The 21886-nt window shown below is 40.6% G+C and carries 20 protein-coding genes; 9 read left to right on the forward strand and 11 right to left on the reverse strand.

Going from position 1 to position 21886, the window contains the following annotated elements; genetic code table 11:
• Positions 1 to 169 precede the first annotated feature (169 nt).
• Positions 170 to 1453 carry an acetyl ornithine aminotransferase family protein gene (locus WIW72_RS05425; RefSeq protein WP_337702073.1) on the forward strand — a complete coding sequence of 428 codons (1284 nt, stop codon included), beginning with the start codon at positions 170 to 172 and terminating at the stop codon, positions 1451 to 1453.
• Entirely contained in the window at positions 1450 to 1884 is a 435-nt protein-coding gene (locus WIW72_RS05430) for a hypothetical protein (RefSeq protein WP_337702071.1), read from the forward strand. The genes WIW72_RS05425 and WIW72_RS05430 overlap by 4 nt, the downstream gene beginning before the upstream one ends.
• A gap of 135 nt (positions 1885 to 2019) precedes the next feature.
• Here WIW72_RS05430 and wrbA read toward each other — a convergent pair whose 3' ends face one another.
• Both wrbA and WIW72_RS05440 read right to left on the reverse strand, forming a co-directional pair.
• Entirely contained in the window at positions 2020 to 2613 is a 594-nt protein-coding gene (gene wrbA, locus WIW72_RS05435) for an NAD(P)H:quinone oxidoreductase (RefSeq protein WP_337702069.1), read from the reverse strand.
• Between the two features lie 84 nt (positions 2614 to 2697).
• A complete protein-coding gene (locus WIW72_RS05440; RefSeq protein ID WP_337702067.1) occupies positions 2698 to 3144 on the reverse strand; it encodes an encapsulin in 447 nt (148 codons plus the stop codon).
• A gap of 141 nt (positions 3145 to 3285) precedes the next feature.
• Between WIW72_RS05440 and WIW72_RS05445 the strand changes: the two genes are divergently transcribed.
• Genes WIW72_RS05445 through WIW72_RS05455 form a run of 3 tightly spaced genes read left to right on the forward strand, consistent with a single transcriptional unit; the run spans position 3286 to position 5571 of the window.
• A complete protein-coding gene (locus WIW72_RS05445; protein WP_337702065.1) occupies positions 3286 to 3693 on the forward strand; it encodes a PadR family transcriptional regulator in 408 nt (135 codons plus the stop codon).
• Positions 3686 to 4681 carry an ATP-binding cassette domain-containing protein gene (locus WIW72_RS05450; protein ID WP_337702063.1) on the forward strand — a complete coding sequence of 332 codons (996 nt, stop codon included), beginning with the start codon at positions 3686 to 3688 and terminating at the stop codon, positions 4679 to 4681. Before WIW72_RS05445 ends, WIW72_RS05450 begins: the two co-directional genes overlap by 8 nt.
• Before the next feature lie 2 nt (positions 4682 to 4683).
• The gene (locus WIW72_RS05455) at positions 4684 to 5571 is read left to right on the forward strand and encodes an ABC transporter permease (RefSeq protein ID WP_337702061.1); all 888 of its coding nucleotides are present in this window, start codon (positions 4684 to 4686) and stop codon (positions 5569 to 5571) included.
• Between the two features lie 603 nt (positions 5572 to 6174).
• Here WIW72_RS05455 and WIW72_RS05460 read toward each other — a convergent pair.
• Positions 6175 to 6321 (reverse strand): hypothetical protein, encoded by a 147-nt coding sequence (locus WIW72_RS05460; RefSeq protein ID WP_337702059.1) that lies wholly within the window; start codon positions 6319 to 6321, stop codon positions 6175 to 6177.
• Between the two features lie 399 nt (positions 6322 to 6720).
• Here WIW72_RS05460 and WIW72_RS05465 point away from each other — a divergent pair, with 399 nt between their 5' ends.
• Together WIW72_RS05465 and WIW72_RS05470 are read left to right on the forward strand one after the other, a co-directional pair.
• Positions 6721 to 7527, forward strand: a complete 807-nt coding sequence (locus WIW72_RS05465; protein ID WP_337702057.1) for a hypothetical protein — start codon at positions 6721 to 6723, stop codon at positions 7525 to 7527.
• Between the two features lie 19 nt (positions 7528 to 7546).
• Positions 7547 to 8191: a hypothetical protein gene (locus WIW72_RS05470; protein ID WP_337702054.1), complete on the forward strand. Its 645-nt coding sequence runs from the start codon at positions 7547 to 7549 to the stop codon at positions 8189 to 8191.
• 274 nt (positions 8192 to 8465) lie between these two features.
• On the opposite strand, the gene WIW72_RS05475 is transcribed toward WIW72_RS05470, so the two are convergent.
• The 3 genes from WIW72_RS05475 to WIW72_RS05485 all read right to left on the reverse strand — a co-directional run bounded on the left by WIW72_RS05475 (position 8466) and on the right by WIW72_RS05485 (position 10768).
• Complete coding sequence (locus tag WIW72_RS05475; protein ID WP_337702239.1) at positions 8466 to 9026, reverse strand: DUF6036 family nucleotidyltransferase; 561 nt, start codon at positions 9024 to 9026, stop codon at positions 8466 to 8468.
• Positions 8999 to 9202 carry a hypothetical protein gene (locus tag WIW72_RS05480; protein WP_337702053.1) on the reverse strand — a complete coding sequence of 68 codons (204 nt, stop codon included), beginning with the start codon at positions 9200 to 9202 and terminating at the stop codon, positions 8999 to 9001. Before WIW72_RS05480 ends, WIW72_RS05475 begins: the two co-directional genes overlap by 28 nt.
• A gap of 693 nt (positions 9203 to 9895) precedes the next feature.
• On the reverse strand, positions 9896 to 10768 hold the full coding sequence (locus WIW72_RS05485) for a DUF3782 domain-containing protein (protein WP_337702052.1): 873 nt from the start codon (positions 10766 to 10768) through the stop codon (positions 9896 to 9898).
• 125 nt (positions 10769 to 10893) lie between these two features.
• Here WIW72_RS05485 and WIW72_RS05490 point away from each other — a divergent pair, with 125 nt between their 5' ends.
• Together WIW72_RS05490 and WIW72_RS05495 are read left to right on the forward strand one after the other, a co-directional pair.
• The gene (locus WIW72_RS05490) at positions 10894 to 11202 is read left to right on the forward strand and encodes a hypothetical protein (protein WP_337702051.1); all 309 of its coding nucleotides are present in this window, start codon (positions 10894 to 10896) and stop codon (positions 11200 to 11202) included.
• A 154-nt stretch (positions 11203 to 11356) separates the two neighbouring features.
• Entirely contained in the window at positions 11357 to 13273 is a 1917-nt protein-coding gene (locus WIW72_RS05495; RefSeq protein WP_337702049.1) for an ATP-binding protein, read from the forward strand.
• A gap of 86 nt (positions 13274 to 13359) precedes the next feature.
• On the opposite strand, the gene WIW72_RS05500 is transcribed toward WIW72_RS05495, so the two are convergent.
• The 5 genes from WIW72_RS05500 to WIW72_RS05520 all read right to left on the reverse strand — a co-directional run bounded on the left by WIW72_RS05500 (position 13360) and on the right by WIW72_RS05520 (position 21823).
• Complete coding sequence (locus tag WIW72_RS05500; protein WP_337702048.1) at positions 13360 to 14415, reverse strand: DNA double-strand break repair nuclease NurA; 1056 nt, start codon at positions 14413 to 14415, stop codon at positions 13360 to 13362.
• Positions 14416 to 15222 carry a coiled-coil domain-containing protein gene (locus WIW72_RS05505; protein ID WP_337702046.1) on the reverse strand — a complete coding sequence of 269 codons (807 nt, stop codon included), beginning with the start codon at positions 15220 to 15222 and terminating at the stop codon, positions 14416 to 14418.
• Entirely contained in the window at positions 15209 to 18160 is a 2952-nt protein-coding gene (locus tag WIW72_RS05510; RefSeq protein WP_337721268.1) for a hypothetical protein, read from the reverse strand. Before WIW72_RS05510 ends, WIW72_RS05505 begins: the two co-directional genes overlap by 14 nt.
• Entirely contained in the window at positions 18160 to 19806 is a 1647-nt protein-coding gene (locus tag WIW72_RS05515; RefSeq protein WP_337702043.1) for an ATP-binding protein, read from the reverse strand. Before WIW72_RS05515 ends, WIW72_RS05510 begins: the two co-directional genes overlap by 1 nt.
• A 100-nt stretch (positions 19807 to 19906) precedes the next feature.
• On the reverse strand, positions 19907 to 21823 hold the full coding sequence (locus WIW72_RS05520; RefSeq protein WP_337702041.1) for a thermopsin: 1917 nt from the start codon (positions 21821 to 21823) through the stop codon (positions 19907 to 19909).
• Between the last annotated feature and the right edge of the window lie 63 nt (positions 21824 to 21886).

The raw sequence follows: 21886 nt of genomic DNA on the forward strand, positions 1-21886 counted from the left end.
AAGAATTTAAACAAACTTTTGAAAAGTGCATAAATACTAATGATAAACACCTTTATATGTCCGGGTATTCAGGTCCAAAAAGTCACCACTTTTCCTCCTTTAACTTGAAACTTACATAATTTTTTTAAAATTAGCAAATGGATTTAAGCAACCGTTCAAAGATCATATTATGGAGAGCCGAAAAATAGTTGAAGAATCGGAACAGTTCTTAGCTACCTCTACACGAGACCTACCATTAGTTTTGGACAGAGGGGAAGGTATGTGGTTATATGACGTTGATGGTAATAAATACCTAGATTTTACCTCCGGGGTGGGTGTGAATAACTTGGGCTGGCCATCTCATCCTGAAGTCATAAGAGTAGCGGAAGCACAAATGAGGAAACTAGCCCACTCTATGGGGAACGACTTTTATAACGTCCCTCAATTAGAGTTAGCTAAGAAGTTAGTACAACTAGCTCCGGGAGAATTTCCCAAGAAAGTGTTCTTCTCTAATAGCGGGACAGAGGCTGTAGAGGCTTCCATCAAATTAATTAAACAATCTGACCCTAAGAGAAAATACCTTGTCGCGTTTATTGGTTCCTTCCACGGCAGAACTTTCGGTTCTCTATCCCTGACCGCCAGTAAGCCGGTACAGAAATACTTGTTCGGTCCCACTTTACCGGGAATATTCCACATACCTTATCCGAACCCTTTCAGGAATCCGTGGCACATAAATGGGTATGAGGACCCTGATGGTCTAACAAACGCGGTTTTAGAGTACTTAGAGTCTTGGGTATTCGCCCACTTGGTAGACCCAGAAGAAGTTGCCGGAATAATCTTTGAACCCATACAAGGTGAAGGAGGATACATAGTCCCGCCTAAGGGTTTCTTTTCACAGCTAGAAAAGACAGCGAGAAAGTACGGGATATACCTAATAGACGATGAAGTACAAATGGGTATGGGTAGGACGGGAAAAATGTTCACGATAGAGAACTTCAACTCTACTCCAGATGTGATCACTTTAGCTAAGGCTTTAGGTGGAGGACTTTACCCTATCGGAGCTACAGTGTTCAGGAAAGACCTAGACTTCAAGAAAAAAGGGATGCATAGTAACACTTTCGGCGGTAATGCAGTAGCATGTGCTATAGGAGTCAAAACGTTAGAGATTGTGAAAGAGCTCTTACCTAGAGTTAACGAGTTAAGTAAGCTATTCCGCGAAGAACTTACACAAATGAAAGTAGACGACGTAAGAGGGTTAGGGCTTGCTTGGGGTATAGAGTTCGTGAAAGGTGAAAGGAAAGATCCTGATACAAAGACGAGAGACAAAGTTATAGAAGAGAGTTTTAAGAAGGGATTATTACTCATTCCCGCAGGAAAATCTGCAATAAGGATTATACCTCCCCTAGTGATCAGTGAGGAAGAGGCTAAGATCGGTCTCTCCATGTTAAAGGAGGTGATTAACTCATTACGTTGAATTGGAAATATTTCGGTAGACCTTGGGGAAAGTGTGAGGAGTGTTGGGCTAGTTATGAAAGAGGTATACAACATGAAAATTCGTTAAGGTGTTATAAACTAGGGATACCCGTAAGGGCGCTGAAAGTAGGGTTAGAGGAGTTCATCAGGTTATTAGAGGAAAGATATACTGGTAAATATACCATATTCTCTTTTCCCATATCCTTAGCGAGTAAGGGAGTTGTGATCTTGTATTTCGAGAGCAGGGAAGAAATGGAAAAGGCTATTAGTGAACTTTCAAAGTACACAATGACTGAACCTAAGGATAAGTTCTTCTTCGATAGATTCGTCAATGTAGATTGGATAAATGGGTTTAATTACAGAAGGGGGTGTCCTGAATATGATGAGGTTTTCGGGGACTGGAGAAAATGGAAAAACAGAGATAAAAAGTAGATATATATCTTTTTTTTAATCCCATCAATCAGTTTTTTATGTCTTCCATCTTTGAAAAAAGCTCGTCTAAGTTTAAGAACTTTGATCTGAGAAATCTTTCATGTAACTTAATACCCTAATTCAGATAGTTACCTTTTACGAGCTTTTGAGCTTCCTCGCTACTTGGGCTAATCTTCTCCCTTGAAATCTCGCTATCTTTATCTCATTTTCGTCTAACTCTTTTTTAGAACCTAGATGTGTGGCACCGTAAGGGCTCCCTCCGGTGGTAGTAGAAGATATTTCAGGAATTGCGTAACCTAGGGGCACTATGATCATCCCGAAGTGATAGGCGTAAGTTGACATAGTTAGGATGGTAGTTTCATGTCCTCCGTGAACTGTAGATGCTTCTGTGAAGAAAGTTACAGGTTTACCGTAGAGCTCGCCAGACCTCCACAAGGGAGCAGTGCTGTCGAGGAATGTTTTCATTCCTCCAGCCATGTTCCCGTATCTAGTTGGAGAACCTATAGCTAATCCATCAGCCCATTTAAGGTCTTCTAAACTCACTTCAGGTATATTACTAGTGGTCTCAATAGGAATGTGAAATTTTTCTACTAATTCAGGGTATAATGTTTCTCTGACTTTTCTTATTTTTGTTTCAGCTCCTTCATCTTCAGCTCCTTTTGCTATCTCCTTAGCTAGTTCAACTATGGACCCGTACCCGTAGAATAAGACCAATATTTTGACGTCCATAAGTAAAAAGAGCTATACATAATTTAAAATTTGATTCAACATGACCAAGTAAATGTAGGAAAGGTTTTGATATCGGAATAATTATCAACGGATAAAAGCATATAAAAGGGACAAATATGAAAACATTGAAAAATGCTTGTGTTGAGATATTATTACAGCTCCTTCAGGGTCAATAATATATGGAGCTAATACTGAAGACAGCATATATACTTCATACTCTCCATCTCTACCTAAATTCTCTAGTGCTACACTTTTCTTTTCGTATACGTAGAATACTTGCTTTGATATTAATACTACCGAATCTACATTAGGTGAAACATACACATAACCAATTTCTCTGACTAATTCTATTTCCAATGTCCCCGCTTTGTCTACAACTCTATATAGTGACGAATATACGTAGGGCGGAATAATTATCTTTACACCTGAGAAACCAGCAGAGACTATACTTTCATAAGCTTTCACAATATAACTGGCTATATTATCTGGTGTTATCCAGTCACTCTTTTTAATCTTCTTACTACGTTGCAATATCGATAAAGGATGATCCTTAAATAAATTAGTAGATCTTCGAATACTTTGTTAGATAATTACTGACCTATTTATTACTCCCGCGAAATATTACTATCGATTTCGAAAACTTTAAATATTTTACTATCGATCTCGATATTTATGAGTGAACTGATAGCAAAACAAAGAGGAAGACTCAGGTCAATGATACTTTGGCTACTTTACCAATCGCCTAAGAGAGGAATAGATATCATAGACGATGTATATAAGATGACATGGGGTTTCTGGAAACCATCACCTGGATCAGTATACCCTCTACTAAGCAAAATGGAAGAAGATGGAGTGATCAGGAAAATCGACGGTGAGAGGTATACCATAACCGATAAGGGAATTAAGGAGATTGAAGAGATCTTACCTTTGAAACACAGAAGTAGTATTGACGACGCAGTAGAGGAACTGGAAGGGTTATCAACATTCTTCAGTGAAGTAGATAAGGCTCAACTCTCTCGATATAAGGAAAGAATTGAAAAGGCGTTAAGGAAAATCGAGGAGGTGATAAAAGGTGGGTGAGGCGATAAAGGCAATAAACCTCACTAAGGTTTTCGGTAAGTTAGTAGCAGTCGACCATATAAATTTCGAGGTTAGAGAGGGAGAAATATTCGGTTTTCTAGGACCTAACGGAGCGGGAAAATCAACTACCATAAAAATGCTAACTACAGTATTGAAGCCTACGGAGGGAACTGCTATAGTTAATGGTTACGATATAATTAAAGATCCAGCAAAAGTAAGGAGCTCCATCGGAGTAGTGCCTCAAGAGTTCACTGCTGACGAGGACTTGACAGGCTGGGAGAATATAATGATGATGGCTGGGCTCTACGGTATAAGGAAGGACGTAGCTAGAGAAAGGGCTAAGGAACTACTCGATATGGTCGAGCTAACACAAGCAATGAACAGAAAAGTACAGACATATAGTGGAGGGGTGAGGAGGAGGTTGGAAATAGCAATGTCTTTGATCAACAGACCTAAAATCCTATTCTTGGACGAACCCACTTTGGGTCTAGATGCCCAGACCAGAAGCGCAATTTGGAACTACATTATGAAGCTTAAGAGGGAGTATGGAATGACTATCTTCGTCACTACTCACTACCTAGAGGAAGCAGACCTTTACGCTGATAGAATAGCTATAATTGACCACGGTAAGATACTTGCTATAGGATCGCCTAAAGAGCTAAAGGAAAGTATAGGCGGTGACGTGGTTATGCTGACTACCACGAGTGATGAGGAGGCTATGAAATTATTACAGAATATCGATGGTGTACTCGATGTGAAGAAAGTCGACGGTATGTTGAGGATAAAAGTGAAGCATGGAGAAGAGATGGCCCCTCAAATTCTTGAGAGATTAATAAAGAACGGAGTGAAGGTGTCGAGAATGTCCATAACAGAGCCTACAATGGACGAGGTCTATATGGAATATACGGGTAGAAAAATGAGAGATGAAGAGAGTGATTCAAGGGAGGCATTTGCAATGAGAAGGACTCTTAGGAGGGCTAGGGGATAAACATGGTTGAGGAAATACAGAAAAGAAGAGAAGAGGTAGACAGATCTTCATTCCACGGTCTTTGGACTTTAACAAACAGAGAGTTAAAGAAGTGGTACAAGGCTCCAACAGTCCTCCTCTTATCCGTCGTGCAACCAATCTTCTGGATAGCACTTTTCGGAAAGGCTATGAACCTACAGAGTTTATTCTCTGGAACAGCTCTTTCAATACCCGGATTGAACATACCGAAAAGCATAATTGACCAGATCGGGCAGGAAATATTGAAACAAACTTTCGGCACAACAGATTATTTCTCTTACCTCGCTGCGGGAATGCTGTCCTTCATAGTATTGTTCACTTCAATGCAGAGCGGTATGTCAATGGTATGGGATAGAAGGTTAGGAGTATTGGATAGGCTTTTGACGACCCCAGTACCGAGGGGTAATATAATCATAAGCAAAGTGTTGTCTTCGGTGATTAGGTCATTGGTACAAGCTACTATTGTCCTAGCCGTAGGAGTGCTGTTAGGGATGTCCTTTTATCCGGGAATAAACGTCTTAGACTTTCTTGGAGCTTACGCTGCTCTATTCCTGATGTCCTTCGGACTTTCCTCCCTCTTCCTGGTAATAGCCATTAGAGCAAGTTCATGGCAGTCCCAAATGGCGGTGATGAACTTACTCAATCTGCCGTTACTATTTACCAGCAATGCGTTTTATCCTATAAAGTCGATGCCTTTCTGGTTAAAACCAGTTGCTGAGGTAAACCCATTAACTTATTCAAACGCAGTAGTAAGGGGAATGCTACTAGGTATACAAACAAACCTAGCAATAGACTTCACATACCTCGTCGTGTTTGCCGTAGTCCTATCTGGAGTCGGTATAGTTCTATCATGGAAATATTTTAGCTCTTAGTTACGGTTTGTTTTTTTGTCACCTTTTTAGTTTTTATCTACCAGATTATGTAAAATACTCATGAGACTCCTTTTTGTTCAGAAATTTAAGCTGAAGGAATGAGGGAAGGAGACGTGGAGTGAAGGTGAGGGAGACTACGGTTAAAATTTACGTGGGATTTATAGTGTCATATTCTACTTCTCAAAAATCTCATTAGTAAAGGTAGATAATATTCAAAAGATATAAGTTTTTGAGTGTTATCGACTCTCGAAACATTAACGTTGTAATTTAATTTGTAACTGTATTTTTATTTGTATCGAACTTAAATTGACCGAGGGTAGTGTATAACCGATTAGTTTGTATATTCTCAAACTAGCCTTTAACATCACAAACTTGAACTACTGTGCTAAAGACAGAGAGTTTTTGGCAAGAAATAACTACCTATCCCTTCCTTATGAAGAAGACTAAGCTAAAACCACTACTCCTACGTTACTAGTGCATTTAAAGTTAATTTACTAAATTTTTTCCAATGTCTCAAGATAATGGGTAGAAGTGTATATATACTAGAAAAATACTCGATCTCCTGCTCCTAACGCGCGTGTTTTCTCTTGTTTAGTCTATCACTTACAAGAAAAACAAATCTACCCCGAGCAACGCTCCACCTATAACCGTGAGGGGTAACATACCTAAAGCTATCCCTACCATAACCATTGCGACAGCTAACTGAAGAGTACCATACTTAAGCATTACCTTGAAAATATCACAAGTCATGACCGAAAATACACTTTAATATTTAATACTTATTTACTTTTTATTCTAAGATTTTAGCTTTCCGGCTTAACATAGTTTAAGGAGTTTATACACGGTGAATAGCATCGTTAAGCAATCAATAGTATGCAGACGAATATCTGATCAAGGGGAGTGTGATTACCGATAAGTTAACTGAGGAGTCGTGCTTAGCGTGTAGCATACTAAGATGTAGTACGCTTGGAATGTTTTCAATAATTCCCCAACGAGAAAAACCAGATCGAAAATAAGCCCACAATACTTAATAATGTTTAATGCCATTTCAATTCACGTGAGAGTCTTCATAACAAACATAAAGAAGCTCTGTTGTCATCTATGTCTTTAAAGTAAAGTATATATCTCCCAAAGATAAAGAAAAATAAGATGTGGAAAAGTAAAAAAATCTTAAGAATAGCCACGTTATTAATAATATTGACTACAATGCTTTTAATCACAAAGACTGATGCTTATACTACTTCAGATACGACTAATAATCTCGTCCTCGTAATTTCTACTAATTGGGATTATGTAGGTGCAGATAGTAATCATACAGTTGTAGCAGATCAAGTAAACATATATTACGCTGATGGTATAGTAACGTTAAATGGTGAGACAATACTGCCTATATTTGTAGTAAATCAGGGTTTAGTCGACGCTTCTGGGTGTTGGTATGAAGATGATGGAGGGTTAGGAGATAGTAATGGTCCTACGATGATTCAGTATATTAATATAACCAATGATCCTCCCAACACATGGATATACAATACATCTCCTAATAATGCATGGCAGTATTGTCAATACGCTACTCAAACAGAACAAGTATCATATTCATTAACTATTACAGTGACGCCAGTGTCTGAGTTATCGTCGTCCTCTACTGCTACAGCTGGAGTTTCCGAAACTTTCTATGTCTATCGTGTTCAAGGAGAAACTTTCTTACCAGGTTCTAATCCTAATCCTAATTATGTAAAAGGATGGAAATGGGCTATTAATCAGCCTGGTGCAAATTCCTATGCACAAGCTGAATGGACATGGCCAACAGCCACATTAATATATACTCCTAATGGTAATGGATTAAGTCCAGCATATCAGTTAGATATAGAAGTATTTACAATAGGTAACTTTTGGGATAATTGTTTTCCATGGAATTTACAGAATGGACCCGGTGCCGGATGGATAGTTAACTTCTAGTTAGGAGGTGTGGTAATATATGATTAAATGGAAATTAATATCCATAATTCTAATCGGAATAGTAGTGGTACAAAGTGTAATTATATTCAATCAATATAGGCACATAAATTTAGTTAATGAGCAATTTCTTGGTAATAAACAGATTATGGCTGTTGCTGTTTCTTCGCCGATATATAGGTCAACTCCGTTAGTTGGTAATTATCCATTTATAATTAATAGTGGAATATTAGTAAGGAACTTAACGCACTATGTTCTAATTATCGCATACGTTAATATTAATTTAACTAAGGTGAAAGTAGGAGATTCATTTCTAATATATCCATCAATTAATATTGGTAGTTATGCTCCGGAACAATTATATAATAATCCATTATTAAACGTGACAATACTTAACAATACTGTATTCAGTATGAATGGACTCGAATATCTTACTTTCACAATAAAAGTAAATATAATGGCATTGAATACAACGGCAAGTGGAGGTGCGACCATTTTATTGAATAGCAGTATTCATGGTGTAAAGATCGGTGCTCCAAACGGATCAACAGCCGTTACTGAAATATTTAGTAATACATTACTATTCACAGGGTTGCAATTATATAACAATTCCGAGATAAAACTGGAGTTTTATATAGCACCGAACACGATATCGTTTAAGTTATAATTTTTTTATCTATAAGTATTTCGAAATGTTTTTTAGATTTAATCCCTAAAAATTAAATTTAAAATGCCATTATTTCTACGTTGAAGTCCTATTTATAATCTGAATAAAACAGAAAGTTTGGGGGTAAACAGGCTGAAAGTCAGGATACCAAGGTTTATCCTCTTATACTTAAATATCTCTTTCTTAGTACTGGTGATGCTAAAGATGTCCAAACTTAACTGATTAGTTCGAGTTTTTCCTATTATTACTTACTTGGTTTAATTCTTCTTTAGGGCTAACAATAATCCCTTAACTTCTCCAAGTAGTCCTTAACATCTCTCCTTTCACTTTCAGCCTCTAAGTACGCCTTGTCTATAACGGGGAGTTGTGAACAGTATACTAAGACCGCCTTATTCCGATCTTCCATACTTCCCCAAAACTTCCACGCTTCCAAGTATGTTATCACTACTTCTTCTGGTGGCACAATATACACTCGGTAGGAATCGACACGGATCTCCAGAGGGGGTTTCCTTCTGTTATAGTTTTCTCCTACAATATCTATACCTTTTTCGGATATCTCTCTTATCTTAGGTAAATATATCCTGAGACCGAAGTCTGAGAACTCCCTCAATACTTCTCTTACTATATCAGCACTACCACCTTCTACAATTATATCTACGTCACCCGTTCTATAGCTCCTTCCTGAATAGATCTCCGCTGCAAAACCTCCTACTATGATTACCCTACCGAGCCTTTTCCTTTCAAGTAAGGTGTTGAGTATAGCTAAGAACTTCAAAAAGCGGTCTGTCTCACTACCTTTTAACTCTCCTACTCTTGAAAGTAATTCCCTAAGCAACCAGTCTTGTAATATATTACTCCACCTTCTATTTTCCAACAACCTAGTTCTTCTAATAACCTAATATTCTCTTCACCCAGTTTAGCTAATCTTTTCAACTCCTCGTCCTTAATCTTGCTCCCCCGAGGTCTCCCTCTGTCCTCAAGTAGCTTAATCACGATTTTAGGGTCTACCACAAGATGATATTAATGACCAAGGTTAAAAACTTATAAAGATAAATAGTTACTGACTTCCTCTCCACCAGCGAGGGTTTCCCGTCATCGACTCGTATTTATATCTGAGGGGCGGTAATTCCGCCTCGGTAAAGAAATCTAATGTGTTTCTCTTTAAGTGCTTAGCCATAATTCGTAGTCTTTTTCAGAAGATAAAAACAAAGCTGGTTCGTATAACTTTTCTTTCCCCCTTCTCCGCTTTATCCACCCTACGTTTTTCATTGTCTTATTGACTTTATTACTTTTCATCGGATTAATTTATCTATATAGATTTAACACCTCAAAAGTTGTTTGATATTCAAGTCTAAGTTTAAAGAAAAGGTGGTTAAGGAGGTGGAAAGCCTCTTCTAGGGGATGAATTACCGTCCATATTTAATACTTCTTTTTGTGAAATTCTTTTAGTAGTGCTAACAAGGTTCCTCCTTAGCTCGATTGAGGGCTTAATGGGACTGTGGGAGGAGCAACCGTTATCTCCTTCCTTCATTGAAGGGGGTAGAGCTCGGCAATGAAAGTCTCTCTCCTCAAATGGATTGTGGTATCTGAGTCAACTCGACTGTCTACCAGATGCAAACCCGAATCAATGAGGTGAATGATAGACACTCCAAATGAGAACCCTTATCCTTCCAGAGCAGGAAGGGAGTCTGACTTAACCCGTATTCAGTCAGGTTTAATTTCGCTCGGTTTTATTATTCTGATGCCTAACGATTTAGCTATAGCTATAATCCTCTCCTCATTCTTATCGTCAATGAAGGGAGTAATTACGACCACTTCAGAGACTTTACGTCCTTTCTCTTTTTCATATAATTCTTTTTTCTTACTGAAGGGAATTAAATCGCTTCTCTTCAGCGAAGCTGTTAGTTCAACTAGTATTACTTTGCCGTCACTAATGATCACGTCTATTTCTACTTCCGATGGATAGCCGTAAACTATTCCATCTTTGTCAAAGATAATTTCTCTATCTACTTTCCAGTTTGTATTAGATAAAAGTTCCATCATGCCTTTTCTAAATACATCCTCAGCCTGAATACCCCACCTGGTGCCTAAGGCACTAATCATCACTTCTAAGGTCTTTATATCCTGCTTGGTCGCCATAACTTTCTTAATACCCTCGATATCCTTCTTTACTTCTTCGAGTTCTTGTTTTGTAGCCATTGTTTTCTTTATCTCCTCAAGTTCTTGTTTTGTAGCCATAACTTTCTTAATACCCTCGATATCCTTCTTTACTTCTTCGAGTTCTTGTTTTGTAGCCATTGTTTTCTTTATCTCCTCAATATCCTGCTTAGTCGCCATAACTTTCTTTATCTCCTCCACGTCTTGTTTTGTAGCCATTGTTTTCTTTATCTCCTCAATATCCTGCTTAGTCGCCATAACTTTCTTTATCTCCTCCACGTCTTGTTTCGTAGCCAAATTCTGCCATGGTGTGAGTTTTGCCAAGACCTGATAAATAATTTCAGGATGTGAGGCTAGTACATCAGCTAATATTGAGGGATTCTCTGTCAATACTTTCTTAATCTCGTCGGCTAATGACATTCTAAATTATACCTCTTCTTACTAAAATAAAAACCTAATTACAAAGAAAGGTAGTTAAAGGGGCGGAAAGCCTCGCCAGATGGATAGCCCCGTGTTTAAATACTTCTTTGTCAAAATTTTTCTTAGTGACGTTGATGACGCTCCTCCGCAGCTCGATTGAGGGCTTAATAGGACTGTGGGAGAAGCAACCATCATCTTCCTTTTCTTTCAAGGGACTAGAGCTCGGCAATGAAAGTCCCCTTTGTGGGGGATACCCCCACGCCCCCAATGCTATTTTCAAATGGGAGTGGTTCTCTGAGCCACTCGACTGCCCACCAGATGAGAGATGTAATCCCGAATCGATGGTGGGAACGATGAGCCCTCTGAAGGCGAACCCTCGACCCTTCCAGGGTGAGGAGGAAGTCAGGGACTCTGAGAATCAAGCACTCTTGTAAGCTAAAACTTTGATAAATACTATGTTAAACCTCAAATCAACCGTGCTAAAGGATTGTTCAAAGAGTCTATCCCCCAAAGTCACTACTTCCTCTAGACAAACACTCGTCCATTCTATTCAATAATACTTTTTAATGTCCGCAAACAATACACCTTATGGAAGAGCTTTATACTGACAAATTAGTAGAGCAACTAAAGGGAAGGGTAAAAGAGGCTTACGAAATCGTAACAAAGTATTCCCGAGACGGGAACGTCATAGGTAAGGTAACACGATTCGAATACATTAACGTCGGGAGCAAACCCCTTATAAAAGTGGACATATCCTTTGAGAGCTACTTCAAAAACCCGGTAAAGAGGGGAGAAATTATAGCTATATCTTCTATAATACCGAAAGTGATTGTAATAGGCTCGGTGGACACAATAACTAGAGGCGACATGATGACGACCTTGGGTATCAAGGAGATAAGGGGAAGGGAAGACCCCTCGACAATAATAACTAATACCGTCCTCACCATCAATCCCTTGGCTGAGGTGAGGATAGAGGACTTAGAAAAAGGCGAACCCAAGCCCACCCCGGTAGTATCACCAATAGACCCACAGTCCCCGGTATTCTTGCCTAAAGATGACCTCATCGAGATAGCCCTCAACATACTAAAGGACGGAGTAACCGTTGGCAACGTTTTTTCCGGTTTTACCAAGATAGGGGCTAGGGTCGTTCTAGACGAAGAGACATTAAGACACCACGTACTGGTCATAGGTACTACCGGGTCCGGTAAGACTACATTGCTGAAGTCGATAATTTACGACGCTGGGATCCCCAAACAGTCAGTGGTCTTTGACAGGCAAGGAGACTTCGTAAGGTTTGCCATAGAAAAGGGAATGGAGGGGAGTGTAGTAGTCCCTATTACGAGGAATCTGTTGGAATATTACAATACTTTTGAGAATATGATAACGAGCAGATATTGTCAGGACGGAATAAGTGAAGGGGAATACGTTGAGTGCGGGAAAATTAAGTTCTACCCCTTCTCGTTAAAGTTCTCAACTGTGTTCAAGACCTTTAACAATATAACCCCTTACATGAGCGATCAGGCATCGATGATGTGGGAGCCGATATATAATCGCTTCAAGAAAAACCTTTATGAGTTCTTAAAGGAGCTGGTAGCCGGGAAGGGCACTAAGAATGTGACCGATGAACAGAGACAACTTATCAACCGCATATGGGGTTGGGTTCTAAATCATATTACCTTAAGTAACCTCGTAGACGAGCCGATATATCTTACGGGCGATTTGTTAAAACAAGTGAACGAAATGGTGAAGACTACTAGGGAGGTGTTTAGGGAGTTCCAGCACGGTAATCAGAAAGTTAAGTATACTATCATAAAGAAGGAGGGAGGAAGCGATAAGTTAGGAGGGAATTCTGACTCCTCTGTGGTCCTCTACTTAAACGAGCTATTAAAATACACAATGGAGGAAGACCTCGATATTCATTCAGGTACGGAGGCTAATATTAATAGGTTGCTGAGAACCCTGAACGATTACGGCATATTTGACGTTGAAACTACAATTCACGAACTACCGGAAGACCTCCTGAATACAGAGCTCTTAATAATCGACTTGTCCTTCCTTTTGGAATCGACGGAGTCCACAGACCCCCTCTCGATAGTCGTGTACAAGATATTAAACGAAGTTTACGGCTTTAAGGATAGGCTTTACAAAAGTAACTCAAAGAGGACTTTTCTGACGTTATTGATAATGGACGAAGCCCATGAGTTCTTCCCGCAGGCTAAAGGAGAAGTGTCCAAGTCAACTATAGAGAGGATGATAAATAGGATCCTTAGGTTAGGTAGGGTTAGGGGCTTAGGAGCAATACTAGCTACGCACATGCCTCAAGACTTGAACGAACTCATATTACAGTTAACTAATACAAAGATAATTATGAGGAATAATAAGGATGTCCTCGAGGATATAGGGGCAAAGGATTATGCCGACATACTAATAAGCGCACCACCAGGTTTAGCGTTAGTGAAGTCCATAAGGTTCAATGATATACTGATGCAGACCAATCCACCTTGAAAGAGAGTGAAAGGGGTACATTCTGTTGAACACCGTTAAAGATGGTTTGGTAGAGCTTAATAATGCGTCACAGCAAGGAATAAGACTCAAATCTTCTTCCTAAGTACGAAGTTAGACAATATATAGTCCTTATCCTTTAATTTCTCAACGGTCTTTACGGTGTAATACTCCCTGAACTGTTTAACCTCTTGGTTATTAATAGCGGAAAGGGCGTCAGCCATCACCGTTAGTAAGTTCAACTCAGCTCTGTCTTTGACTACCCATGTGGCAATAAGCGAGAGGACTTTTTCCACGTCATAACCGCTGATGTAAGCTATATCCACTCTACTCGGGACACCAATCCTCGACGCCTTAACGTAAACTGATGCAATTTTCAATTTCCCGTCACTGTACTCCTTATAAGCTTCATAAGCCGACATAAGCTTATCTAGTTCACTTACTTCCCTACTTATTTTATCCCATTCTATTACCCCGATACCAACTATTTCCTCCCCCACAAAACGAGAAAGGAGACTGTCCACCACCATTTTTTCCCTATAATCCGTGTCCTTCAGATAACCTCTCTCCTTAAGTAACGAGACAATAAACCGCTCAGAAAACCTCTTGGCTATCCCTAGTATTGCCTTACCCTTCTCCAGCATTCTTGTCACGTGTTGAGCCCTCGTCTTCGCGAGTTCCTTTAGAGAGGGAATCGACTGTTTACCTCCTCTTTCGTCTATTATAGGAGGGTCTACTATAGGACCGTCTAATAATACATAATCGCACTCGTCACACGTCCCCAAAAGTTGGCTTTCCAAGTTAATCATCAACCTAATTGAGTCGTTGCTCACGGTGTCCTCCCCCATATAATCGTCCTCAATTTCCACAGCGAATACCGGGTCTCTATTTACCACTTTCTTTCCAGACGTCACTTCGCCGATTACCTTTACAGCCTTAGCGATGATAAGGTACACATCACCTAAGTTCTGGACGTTCTTTGAACCGTCTATAGCACAATATATCCCTTTAACGCGTGAAAATTTAGGGTGATAAACGGACATGCCTAGCTCATTTAAGTCTACGTTATCTACTACGGTCTTTATAACGTTGTACCTATCGACGCTCTTTTCTACTATGTCGTCTATCTTTCTGAAGGCTTCCATTTACTCACCCTTCAGCTTTAGTGTTACTTTTAGTTTCCCCTTGAGTTTCCTGAGCTTTTCGTCCTCATCAAACCTCTTAAGCAGTGTTGCAAGCTCAGTTATGTCGTTAATCTCGACTTCCCCTTCGTCCACGAGCTTCGTCACAACTCCCTCCAGTTCCGAGCCTATCCTACTAACGATTTCCTTTTTCCCCTCCTCAGCCTCTCTGAGGGTCTCAGAAAGAGAGTTTAAGCACTCTTTTAATTCACATAAAGTCTTTGCATCGCACTCATCAAATTCCACTTCCTCATCGAAAGCCCTTAAAAACCCGTTGAGTGAGTTTAACCTCTCGGTCTTTATCTCAATTTCCTTCTTTAGGTCTTCCATCTTCTTGTCTAATTCCTCCTTTATAGACTTGATGTCATCCTCTACTTCCTTTACCTTGTCGTCGAGGAACTCCAACGCCTTGACTACTTCGTTTAGCGTTGATGATAATATCTTCAAATCCCCTAAGTTATCGACGTTTAGCTCCTTGCCTAACTCGTAAAGTCCCTTAATGGCTTTAGACAGTTCTCTCCTCCTCGTTAGGAGTTTATCCGTCGATACTGACTTGCAACACTGTTGAACCTCCTCTAGTTCTTTTAACTCCGCGTTTAGGGATGAAAGGACTGAAAATAGCTTGTCCTTAACCTTGTTTTGGTATAGTTCTTTGGATATTGTAGTTATGTTAGCTTTTATAGACGTCATTAGCGTGAGTATCTCTTCATTCCTCTTTTCCTCCCCTTGTAGAGAATTTATCAATTCGTCTAACTCCTCAATTATCCCCATTTACGAACCCCTCCTTTTTAGCCCTCTCGTAAATCTCGTTAATGTTAGCCCTTATACCGCTTATGTCCTTTTTAATATCTTCTAATCCCTTGACGTAAGGAGTATTTAACATGGTGTTAAGCATATCCTTAATCTTTTCCAGCCTTACCTTTACGGACTTCAACGTGTCGATGCTTTCGGCGATTTCACGACATTCCTCACCTACATCTTTCATTGTTGAGTACACCTCGTCGTTCTTATAGACCTCATCAATAAACTCCGCGTAAGTAAACAGCCTCGACTTGTTCAAAGCTTTATATAACTTCTCCACATTTTTACGGTCTTTTCTTATCTCGTGAACACAGTCGGTAAGTTTTTGCTCATCCTGGACGAGCCTTTTCAGCCTTTGTAAAGTGTCCTCAGTATGTTGGATAGCCTTCGCTTCTTTTACGAACTTTACGAGTTTCTCCCTTATTTCCCTAATCGTTGTTAGTTCTTGTTCAACTACCTTGACGGTCTCTCCCTTGATGGACATCCTCATCTGGGATAGTGTCGATATCGCTTCCAACATATCAAAAAGCAATGCCTGAGAAGCCACGTTGTCCTGAGCTCTCTTCCTCACCTCTAAAGCGATCCTCAAGAGTTCCTTAAGGTCTACGACCTTAACGTCCCTTTCCTTTATGGTAATCAACTTTACTTCCTGAACTTTACCTTTTACCTCTTCTAACTTTTTGTCTAAGTCCTTCAGCGTGTTGACTTTTACATAACCAGACCTTAACGCTACCCTTATCAAGTCGCTAACCCCTTCTACTATTCTCTCATCTAGTTGTACCAAGTCCGCATTGAGTATATTCTTTACTTTCTTTTCCAGACCCTTGTGCGTTCCCTCAACGATCTCGACGGCTATCTTCTCAACGTCTTCCTTACCAAGTCTTTTCAGTACTTTGTCCACAACCTTTTTAGCGTAGTCCCCTAAAAAGTCGTCTAAGTCGAGATCTGTCCCATCCAGTTTTATCAGTTTCTTCTTGTCTAAGTCCGATAGGAACTCCAGCAATCTGGTACCAGTCTCTATGTCTTGCACTGTAAACCTTACGTTCTTCTTTTCATAAGTTCTGAACTGGTCTGTTAAATCCCTTACCGTCTCGTAAACCTCCTGAACGGATACTTTACCGCTTTTTCCGGTCAAGCCCTTGTAATACAGCACGTAGTTCATAATACTCTGGAACCTATATTCAACTTGTTCCATTGAAGAGAAAGTATGGTAAATGTTCTCGTAGATCTTGTTAACCTCGTTTATGTCGTTAATGAGTAGGTCGAGCTTTGCTATCTCATTTGCAAAAACGAGCCTGAAAGCTGGATCTCTCACCCTCAAACCTTTAGAGAGGTATGATAATTGGAGAAAATACCTCTGTAAGGGGTGAGTTAACTTTATTGTGACATTTCCACCTTCCTTATCCGACGCCGTGTACAAAACGGTGAAATCAGACTGGGTTGTGTTCATTGGGTCGTCCGTTATTTTCACCTTATATGCAAATGAATAGAAGCCGTCCTTATGCTTGCACTCAAAGACGATTTCACTGCTCTTCCCCTCCGGTAACGGGGAGCAACTTACGTTATTCAACTTACCGTCCTTTTGGGCAATCGACACTACTTCTTTAACAAAGTTCTTCAAACCCTCAACTACCTTAGGGTACACGGCGTTAGTTTGTTTCAGCAGCTTCTCAGTCTCTTCCTTATACTCTTCTATCACTTTTTGAACCTCTTCGTACTTATCACCTTCGAGTAAGAAGTCCCTCAACTGGACATTAAGGTACCTCTCCACTTCCTCCCACTTAACCGCACATATCTCCTCTCCTTTCAGTGCCTTGTAAGCCTCTTTTAACACGTTCTCGTCGGGAAATAACGGATAATATTCTCTCGGCTCCTTGGGGATTATTACGTAAAGGTTGTCATCAACACTTAAACCTTCTCTTACCTTCATTGTCGTAATTACGTCCTCGATCTCCCTCCTCACGTTAGGGTCCAATTTGTTTGCAAACTTATTCCTCCACTCTTCGAATTTCACCAGTTTTGCGTTAATGCACGAGTAATCGTAACCCCTCATTATCCTGCCTATGTCCTCAGGTTCGGTCTTAAACAAGGTCGCGTCACTGACTTCCACCGTTCTGTATAGATCCGTTATCGCCTCTCTCCGGGTGACTAATAGCTTGTATAATGCCTCTGGGGAATTTTCATGTAGCTGACACATGAAATTATTAACTATTTTCGTTATATTCCTTCTCGTGACGGGGATTAGGTAATATAAGAAGTTAAGGTATTCGATGAGGGATATTGATTCACTCTTAACGTTCTTTAGCATACAGTACAACATCAGGAAATACTCGACCTTTGTAGGTTCTGTAAGTACTCTTTCCCTTATCCTATCTTTAAAGGCTGTGTACGTCTCGGGTAATAGGCTGTGTAAGAGACCCCCATAAGAAAACACTTTTGTGTAACCGGAAGGCGTAGCAAGTAAGAATATGACGGAGTCTACGTCTTTCAGCTCGCTTATCTTCTTCATGTGGGTGAAGAAGTTTATTATTTCCTCTTTGTACTTATACTGCAGGTTCTCTAAGTTCTCTACCTCGTCTATGATCATTACTTCTCTGTCCTTTACGGTGAAAGAACCGAGATTGCCCACGACGATCTCATCGATCTTGACGTTCCTCACTTCACAGCCTATCTTCTCTGCCTCATCCTTAATTACCTTGCTCAAGAATGTCTTACCCATACCCCAGTCCCCTATCAGAACCACGAACATAGGGGAAGACTTCTTCCTAGCTATGAAATCCAGTAATTCCCTCTCCTTTTCGTAGAACGTTATGGAATCGGTGAACTTCGTAGAAAGTACGCACTTGTATACTTCCGTTAGGTCACTCCATGCTCCCGTCTCCGATATGAACCTTTCACACACGCCCATCACCCGGAGAGAATTTCTAAGATATCACCTTCAGATCCTATATCGGACTCGAGCTCGGACTTCCTATCTATTTGAACCCTTACTGGAATCTCGAGGGAGTTTATTAGACCCGTCACTATCGCCTGACCCCTAGGTAATGATATGAGTTCTTTAGCTAGGTATTCGGATATTCCTCCAGTAGCTGACTGTATATACTTCACGTCTTCGTGGTATACCCTGTGAAAGATGAAAGAGTTTAACATCGAAAGTACTACTTTGTCGACGAAAGCAGGTCTCTGACTTATGAGTATCAACGAAGCCCCGAACTTCCTACCCTGAGTGGCTAAGGTAGCTAAAACGTCCTTAGTTAACCTCGCGTTGACTGGGTAGTTTTCACTCGGTATGTAGTTCTGTGCCTCTTCGATCACCAGTGAGAGGATCCTCCTCTCGTTATTCATCTTCTTTTTAACTAGGTAGTTTAACATCAACCTAGCGATGTATCCGACGACGATTTGTTTAGTGAGTAAATCCATCCCTGGTGCACCGTCGGCTGAAAAGTCTATTATCACAAGCCCCTGCTTGAAGAATATCTCATCCAACGTGTCGTAGCTAAATGCCTCTCCATCACTCGAAATCAGGTCATACTCCTTAACTTTGCTCCTGAAGGTCTGTAAAGCACTTTGTAGTGCCCTTTGTGTGTTTTTAGTGAACCCTAATTCATCCTTCCTCTCCTCTACGATCTCGTTTACCTTTTGCTGAAGTTTAGAGAACCCGTCCTCTACGAACAACGTATTGTAGTCCTCGTCCCTTAGCTCGTTCAGTGCCAATTCTAATAAGTTCATCTGTAAAGAGGCTTGCGCGACGTCAGTATCTCTATATTTCGCCGTTATGACCATGTAGGCTATATCGGAAGGGGTAAAGAGATTCATATCGAGCCTGAATCTCTGCGAGTTAGGTATGTCGGTGAAGGTGTAGCGGGTGATCATCTGCCTCGAACCGTTCCTGTTAACGTATTCTCTCTTCATCGAGAGGATAGCTAAGTCTATGTAGTCGCCGTTAGCATCTATCACTATCATAGGGATTGCGTAATACTTACCATCATACTCTATGTTAGAAAACACGTCTATTAAATACCTCATGTTATAGCTCTTACCCGAACCGGTCTCTCCGAAAATGCCCATGTGCATCGGTAGGGCGTTAATTTTGAGGAGTAAGGGAATGTTAGTGTTTATTATTCTCCCATACTTCACGTATCTCGGGTCTTCAAGCTTTTCCTCGTAAAGTAACTCGAGGAATTTCCTCTGTGTTTGATCGAGTTTATTTATGTCTTTTATTTCAGGGAACTTTAGCACTAAGTTTCCAGGCATTTGAACCTTGGCGTTATTCTCCTTTATTACTCTTAGCCACACTGAAAGGTATGTGCTCTTGTCCAGAACGGAAGCTAAGACTTCGCTGTCGATCAGGCTCTTCACTATTCCCAAGGATTCGGTGTAAAAGTCGTTCCCGTATTCGTAGTGTTCTACTTGTACGAGGCCCATCCTTCCTTCCCTATCTCGCACTATCAGAAACTCCCCTATCTTGACGTCATGATCAGCCCTGATCAAGGCTTTCACTACGTTAGGAGTTCCTCCTTCAAGCACTATTCCTATTGCATCAGCATTACTCACAGATGTGGATGGACGTGAGAGGATTTAGGTTTTTATTACTGTAAAACGGTATTAAGAAGAAAGCGGAAAAAATAGGTATGATTTAATTCGTACGTAGTCGTCACTTCTTCCTTCTCAGGGCGTAGTATACCAGTAATACACCGGCTACTATGAGACCGCCTATCGGTATGACATAGGTAGTTGACTGGCTGGTTTGGCTAGGTACTGAGGTCTGAGGTGTGGTAGTTTGGGTAGTAGTTGATGTTATTGAGGTTTGAGCTGATGTAGTAGTAGTTGAGGAAGTAGTTGTTGACGAAGAGGTCGTTGAGGAAGTAGCGGACTGTGTAGTTGTTATAGTGGTAGTTGTTGTCGTCACGCTGGTTTGAGTCGTGCTACTCTGAGTCGTGGTAGTTTGGACAGCACCTGAGGTAGTAGTCCTTATTTGAAGAGCTAACGAGGAATTTATAACTACATATGTGAGATCTGGTTTACCTACGCTTAATTCTGCGTAACCTTGAGGAGTAAAGGTCACGTAAACGTTGTCCGTTGCCTCAGCCGTATCTCCTCCGAAGGTGTAATAAGAAGGGAATTCCACATACTCGTTGTTTTGTAGGTAGAAAAGACCTAGTGTAGCCGAAATACTCTTAAACGTAGTAACCTCGCCGTTCCCTCCTCCTCCAAATATTAACTCTGTATCGTAATACGAACCGTAAAGACCCGTTGGACCTGCAGGTGTGTATTCCATACCGTTTACTTGGAAATACGCGGAGCTTACATTTGGATCGACCACCAGCACCTTATCAAACGTTTGGGAAGATAAGACCGTGGAAGACCCGTTCTCCAACACTACGACGTTGAAAGTGATTAATACGCCCTTACCTTTTACTACACTCTCGTTCATTACTAAATAGCCCGAAAACGGAAGGGAATATGTGAAACAAGGTGAGGAGTTGTAGTTGCCGTAGTAGTTCCCTCCTTGAGGACTAGGTTTTACGTATCCGTCTCCTTTTATGCTCTGGTTCGTTAGAGTAGCCGTGGGATTAGTCATGTTAAACACGTTGTCGTGATAAAGTACTATGCTCTCGTTAGTCAGGAAAATTAATACGTCTTGCGGCCACAATATCCACGTGGAGTTATCGTCGTTGTTAATGACCAATACAGAGTTTAGCTGAAGTGATGCTGAGTATGCAGGTACAAGGTTCTGAGAGCCGTTGTAAGCTAATAGAGAGGTTATGTTAAAGTAACCCAAGACTGAGGTGGTGTTAACTACGTAAGTCTTCGTCCCTGATACACCGTAACTTGCTATTCCCATGGGATAAGCATTTGTATGTGTTATCTCGATGTATAAATACGGGTTTACATATTCAGGAAGAACTCTATATGCAAAGGCTAGATACGCAGGCTTATCGTGAGGGTTAGTAATATTGAGGAAATAAATTCCAGTTGGTAGATCGACAGTGTAGAAACATGTTTCAGACGTGTAGTTCCACGTTAGGGTGATGGGAGAGGAATTGAAGAAGACCTGAGACTCATTATTGAAAACATTGTAGTAAACAGTTTGGTTCGAGACACCGAAAAGCGCTAAGGTCGAAGGAGAGCCCAGTGTAGACAAATGAATCGGAAGTGAATAGGTTCCACCAGGTGGTATGGTCACGAACTCCTCCACATAAGTCGAGGAGTTTTCGGGTGTAATGGGCGTAGTATTATAGTAATACGAAATATTGGCATATTGTGTAGGCGAGTATATTACTAGGTAATACATACCGGGGTTTGCCAGTACTCCGTTAACTATCGCCGAACTGTTCTGGACTACGATTCCTTGGAGCGACCCAGTACTGTTGAATTGAGAGAACTCGCTGGGAGTCATAAGTGCCACTGTCACTGTAGCGTTGCTCTCGACGGCGTAAACTATCGCCGATAGGCTATTAACGTGAACTGGAATGTATAAAAAGTATCCTGCCTTTAAAAGGAGAGCGTGTGCAGGTAGGAAAGAGGCGAGGAAGAACACCATTAATAGTAGGGGGAAAAGTTTCTTCATTGGAAGAAATGGTGAAGGGGACTTTTATAAGTATTACCCTCCACGTGGGTCATGATCTAGTGT

The organism is Stygiolobus sp. CP859M (genome assembly GCF_037389975.1).
GTDB lineage: Archaea > Thermoproteota > Thermoprotei_A > Sulfolobales > Sulfolobaceae > Stygiolobus.

What these genes read in the sequence shown, in the direction of transcription:
- WIW72_RS05520 (WP_337702041.1), bottom strand. Translation starts at nt 21,823, where the DNA reads ATGAAGAAACTTTTCCCCCTACTATTAATGGTGTTCTTCCTCGCCTCT.
- WIW72_RS05425 (WP_337702073.1), top strand. Translation starts at nt 170, where the DNA reads ATGGAGAGCCGAAAAATAGTTGAAGAATCGGAACAGTTCTTAGCTACC.
- WIW72_RS05445 (WP_337702065.1), top strand. Translation starts at nt 3,286, where the DNA reads ATGAGTGAACTGATAGCAAAACAAAGAGGAAGACTCAGGTCAATGATA.
- WIW72_RS05510 (WP_337721268.1), bottom strand. Translation starts at nt 18,160, where the DNA reads ATGGGCGTGTGTGAAAGGTTCATATCGGAGACGGGAGCATGGAGTGAC.
- WIW72_RS05465 (WP_337702057.1), top strand. Translation starts at nt 6,721, where the DNA reads ATGTGGAAAAGTAAAAAAATCTTAAGAATAGCCACGTTATTAATAATA.
- WIW72_RS05500 (WP_337702048.1), bottom strand. Translation starts at nt 14,415, where the DNA reads ATGGAAGCCTTCAGAAAGATAGACGACATAGTAGAAAAGAGCGTCGAT.
- WIW72_RS05460 (WP_337702059.1), bottom strand. Translation starts at nt 6,321, where the DNA reads ATGACTTGTGATATTTTCAAGGTAATGCTTAAGTATGGTACTCTTCAG.
- WIW72_RS05485 (WP_337702052.1), bottom strand. Translation starts at nt 10,768, where the DNA reads ATGTCATTAGCCGACGAGATTAAGAAAGTATTGACAGAGAATCCCTCA.
- WIW72_RS05505 (WP_337702046.1), bottom strand. Translation starts at nt 15,222, where the DNA reads ATGGGGATAATTGAGGAGTTAGACGAATTGATAAATTCTCTACAAGGG.
- WIW72_RS05470 (WP_337702054.1), top strand. Translation starts at nt 7,547, where the DNA reads ATGATTAAATGGAAATTAATATCCATAATTCTAATCGGAATAGTAGTG.
- WIW72_RS05495 (WP_337702049.1), top strand. Translation starts at nt 11,357, where the DNA reads ATGGAAGAGCTTTATACTGACAAATTAGTAGAGCAACTAAAGGGAAGG.
- wrbA (WP_337702069.1), bottom strand. Translation starts at nt 2,613, where the DNA reads ATGGACGTCAAAATATTGGTCTTATTCTACGGGTACGGGTCCATAGTT.
- WIW72_RS05455 (WP_337702061.1), top strand. Translation starts at nt 4,684, where the DNA reads ATGGTTGAGGAAATACAGAAAAGAAGAGAAGAGGTAGACAGATCTTCA.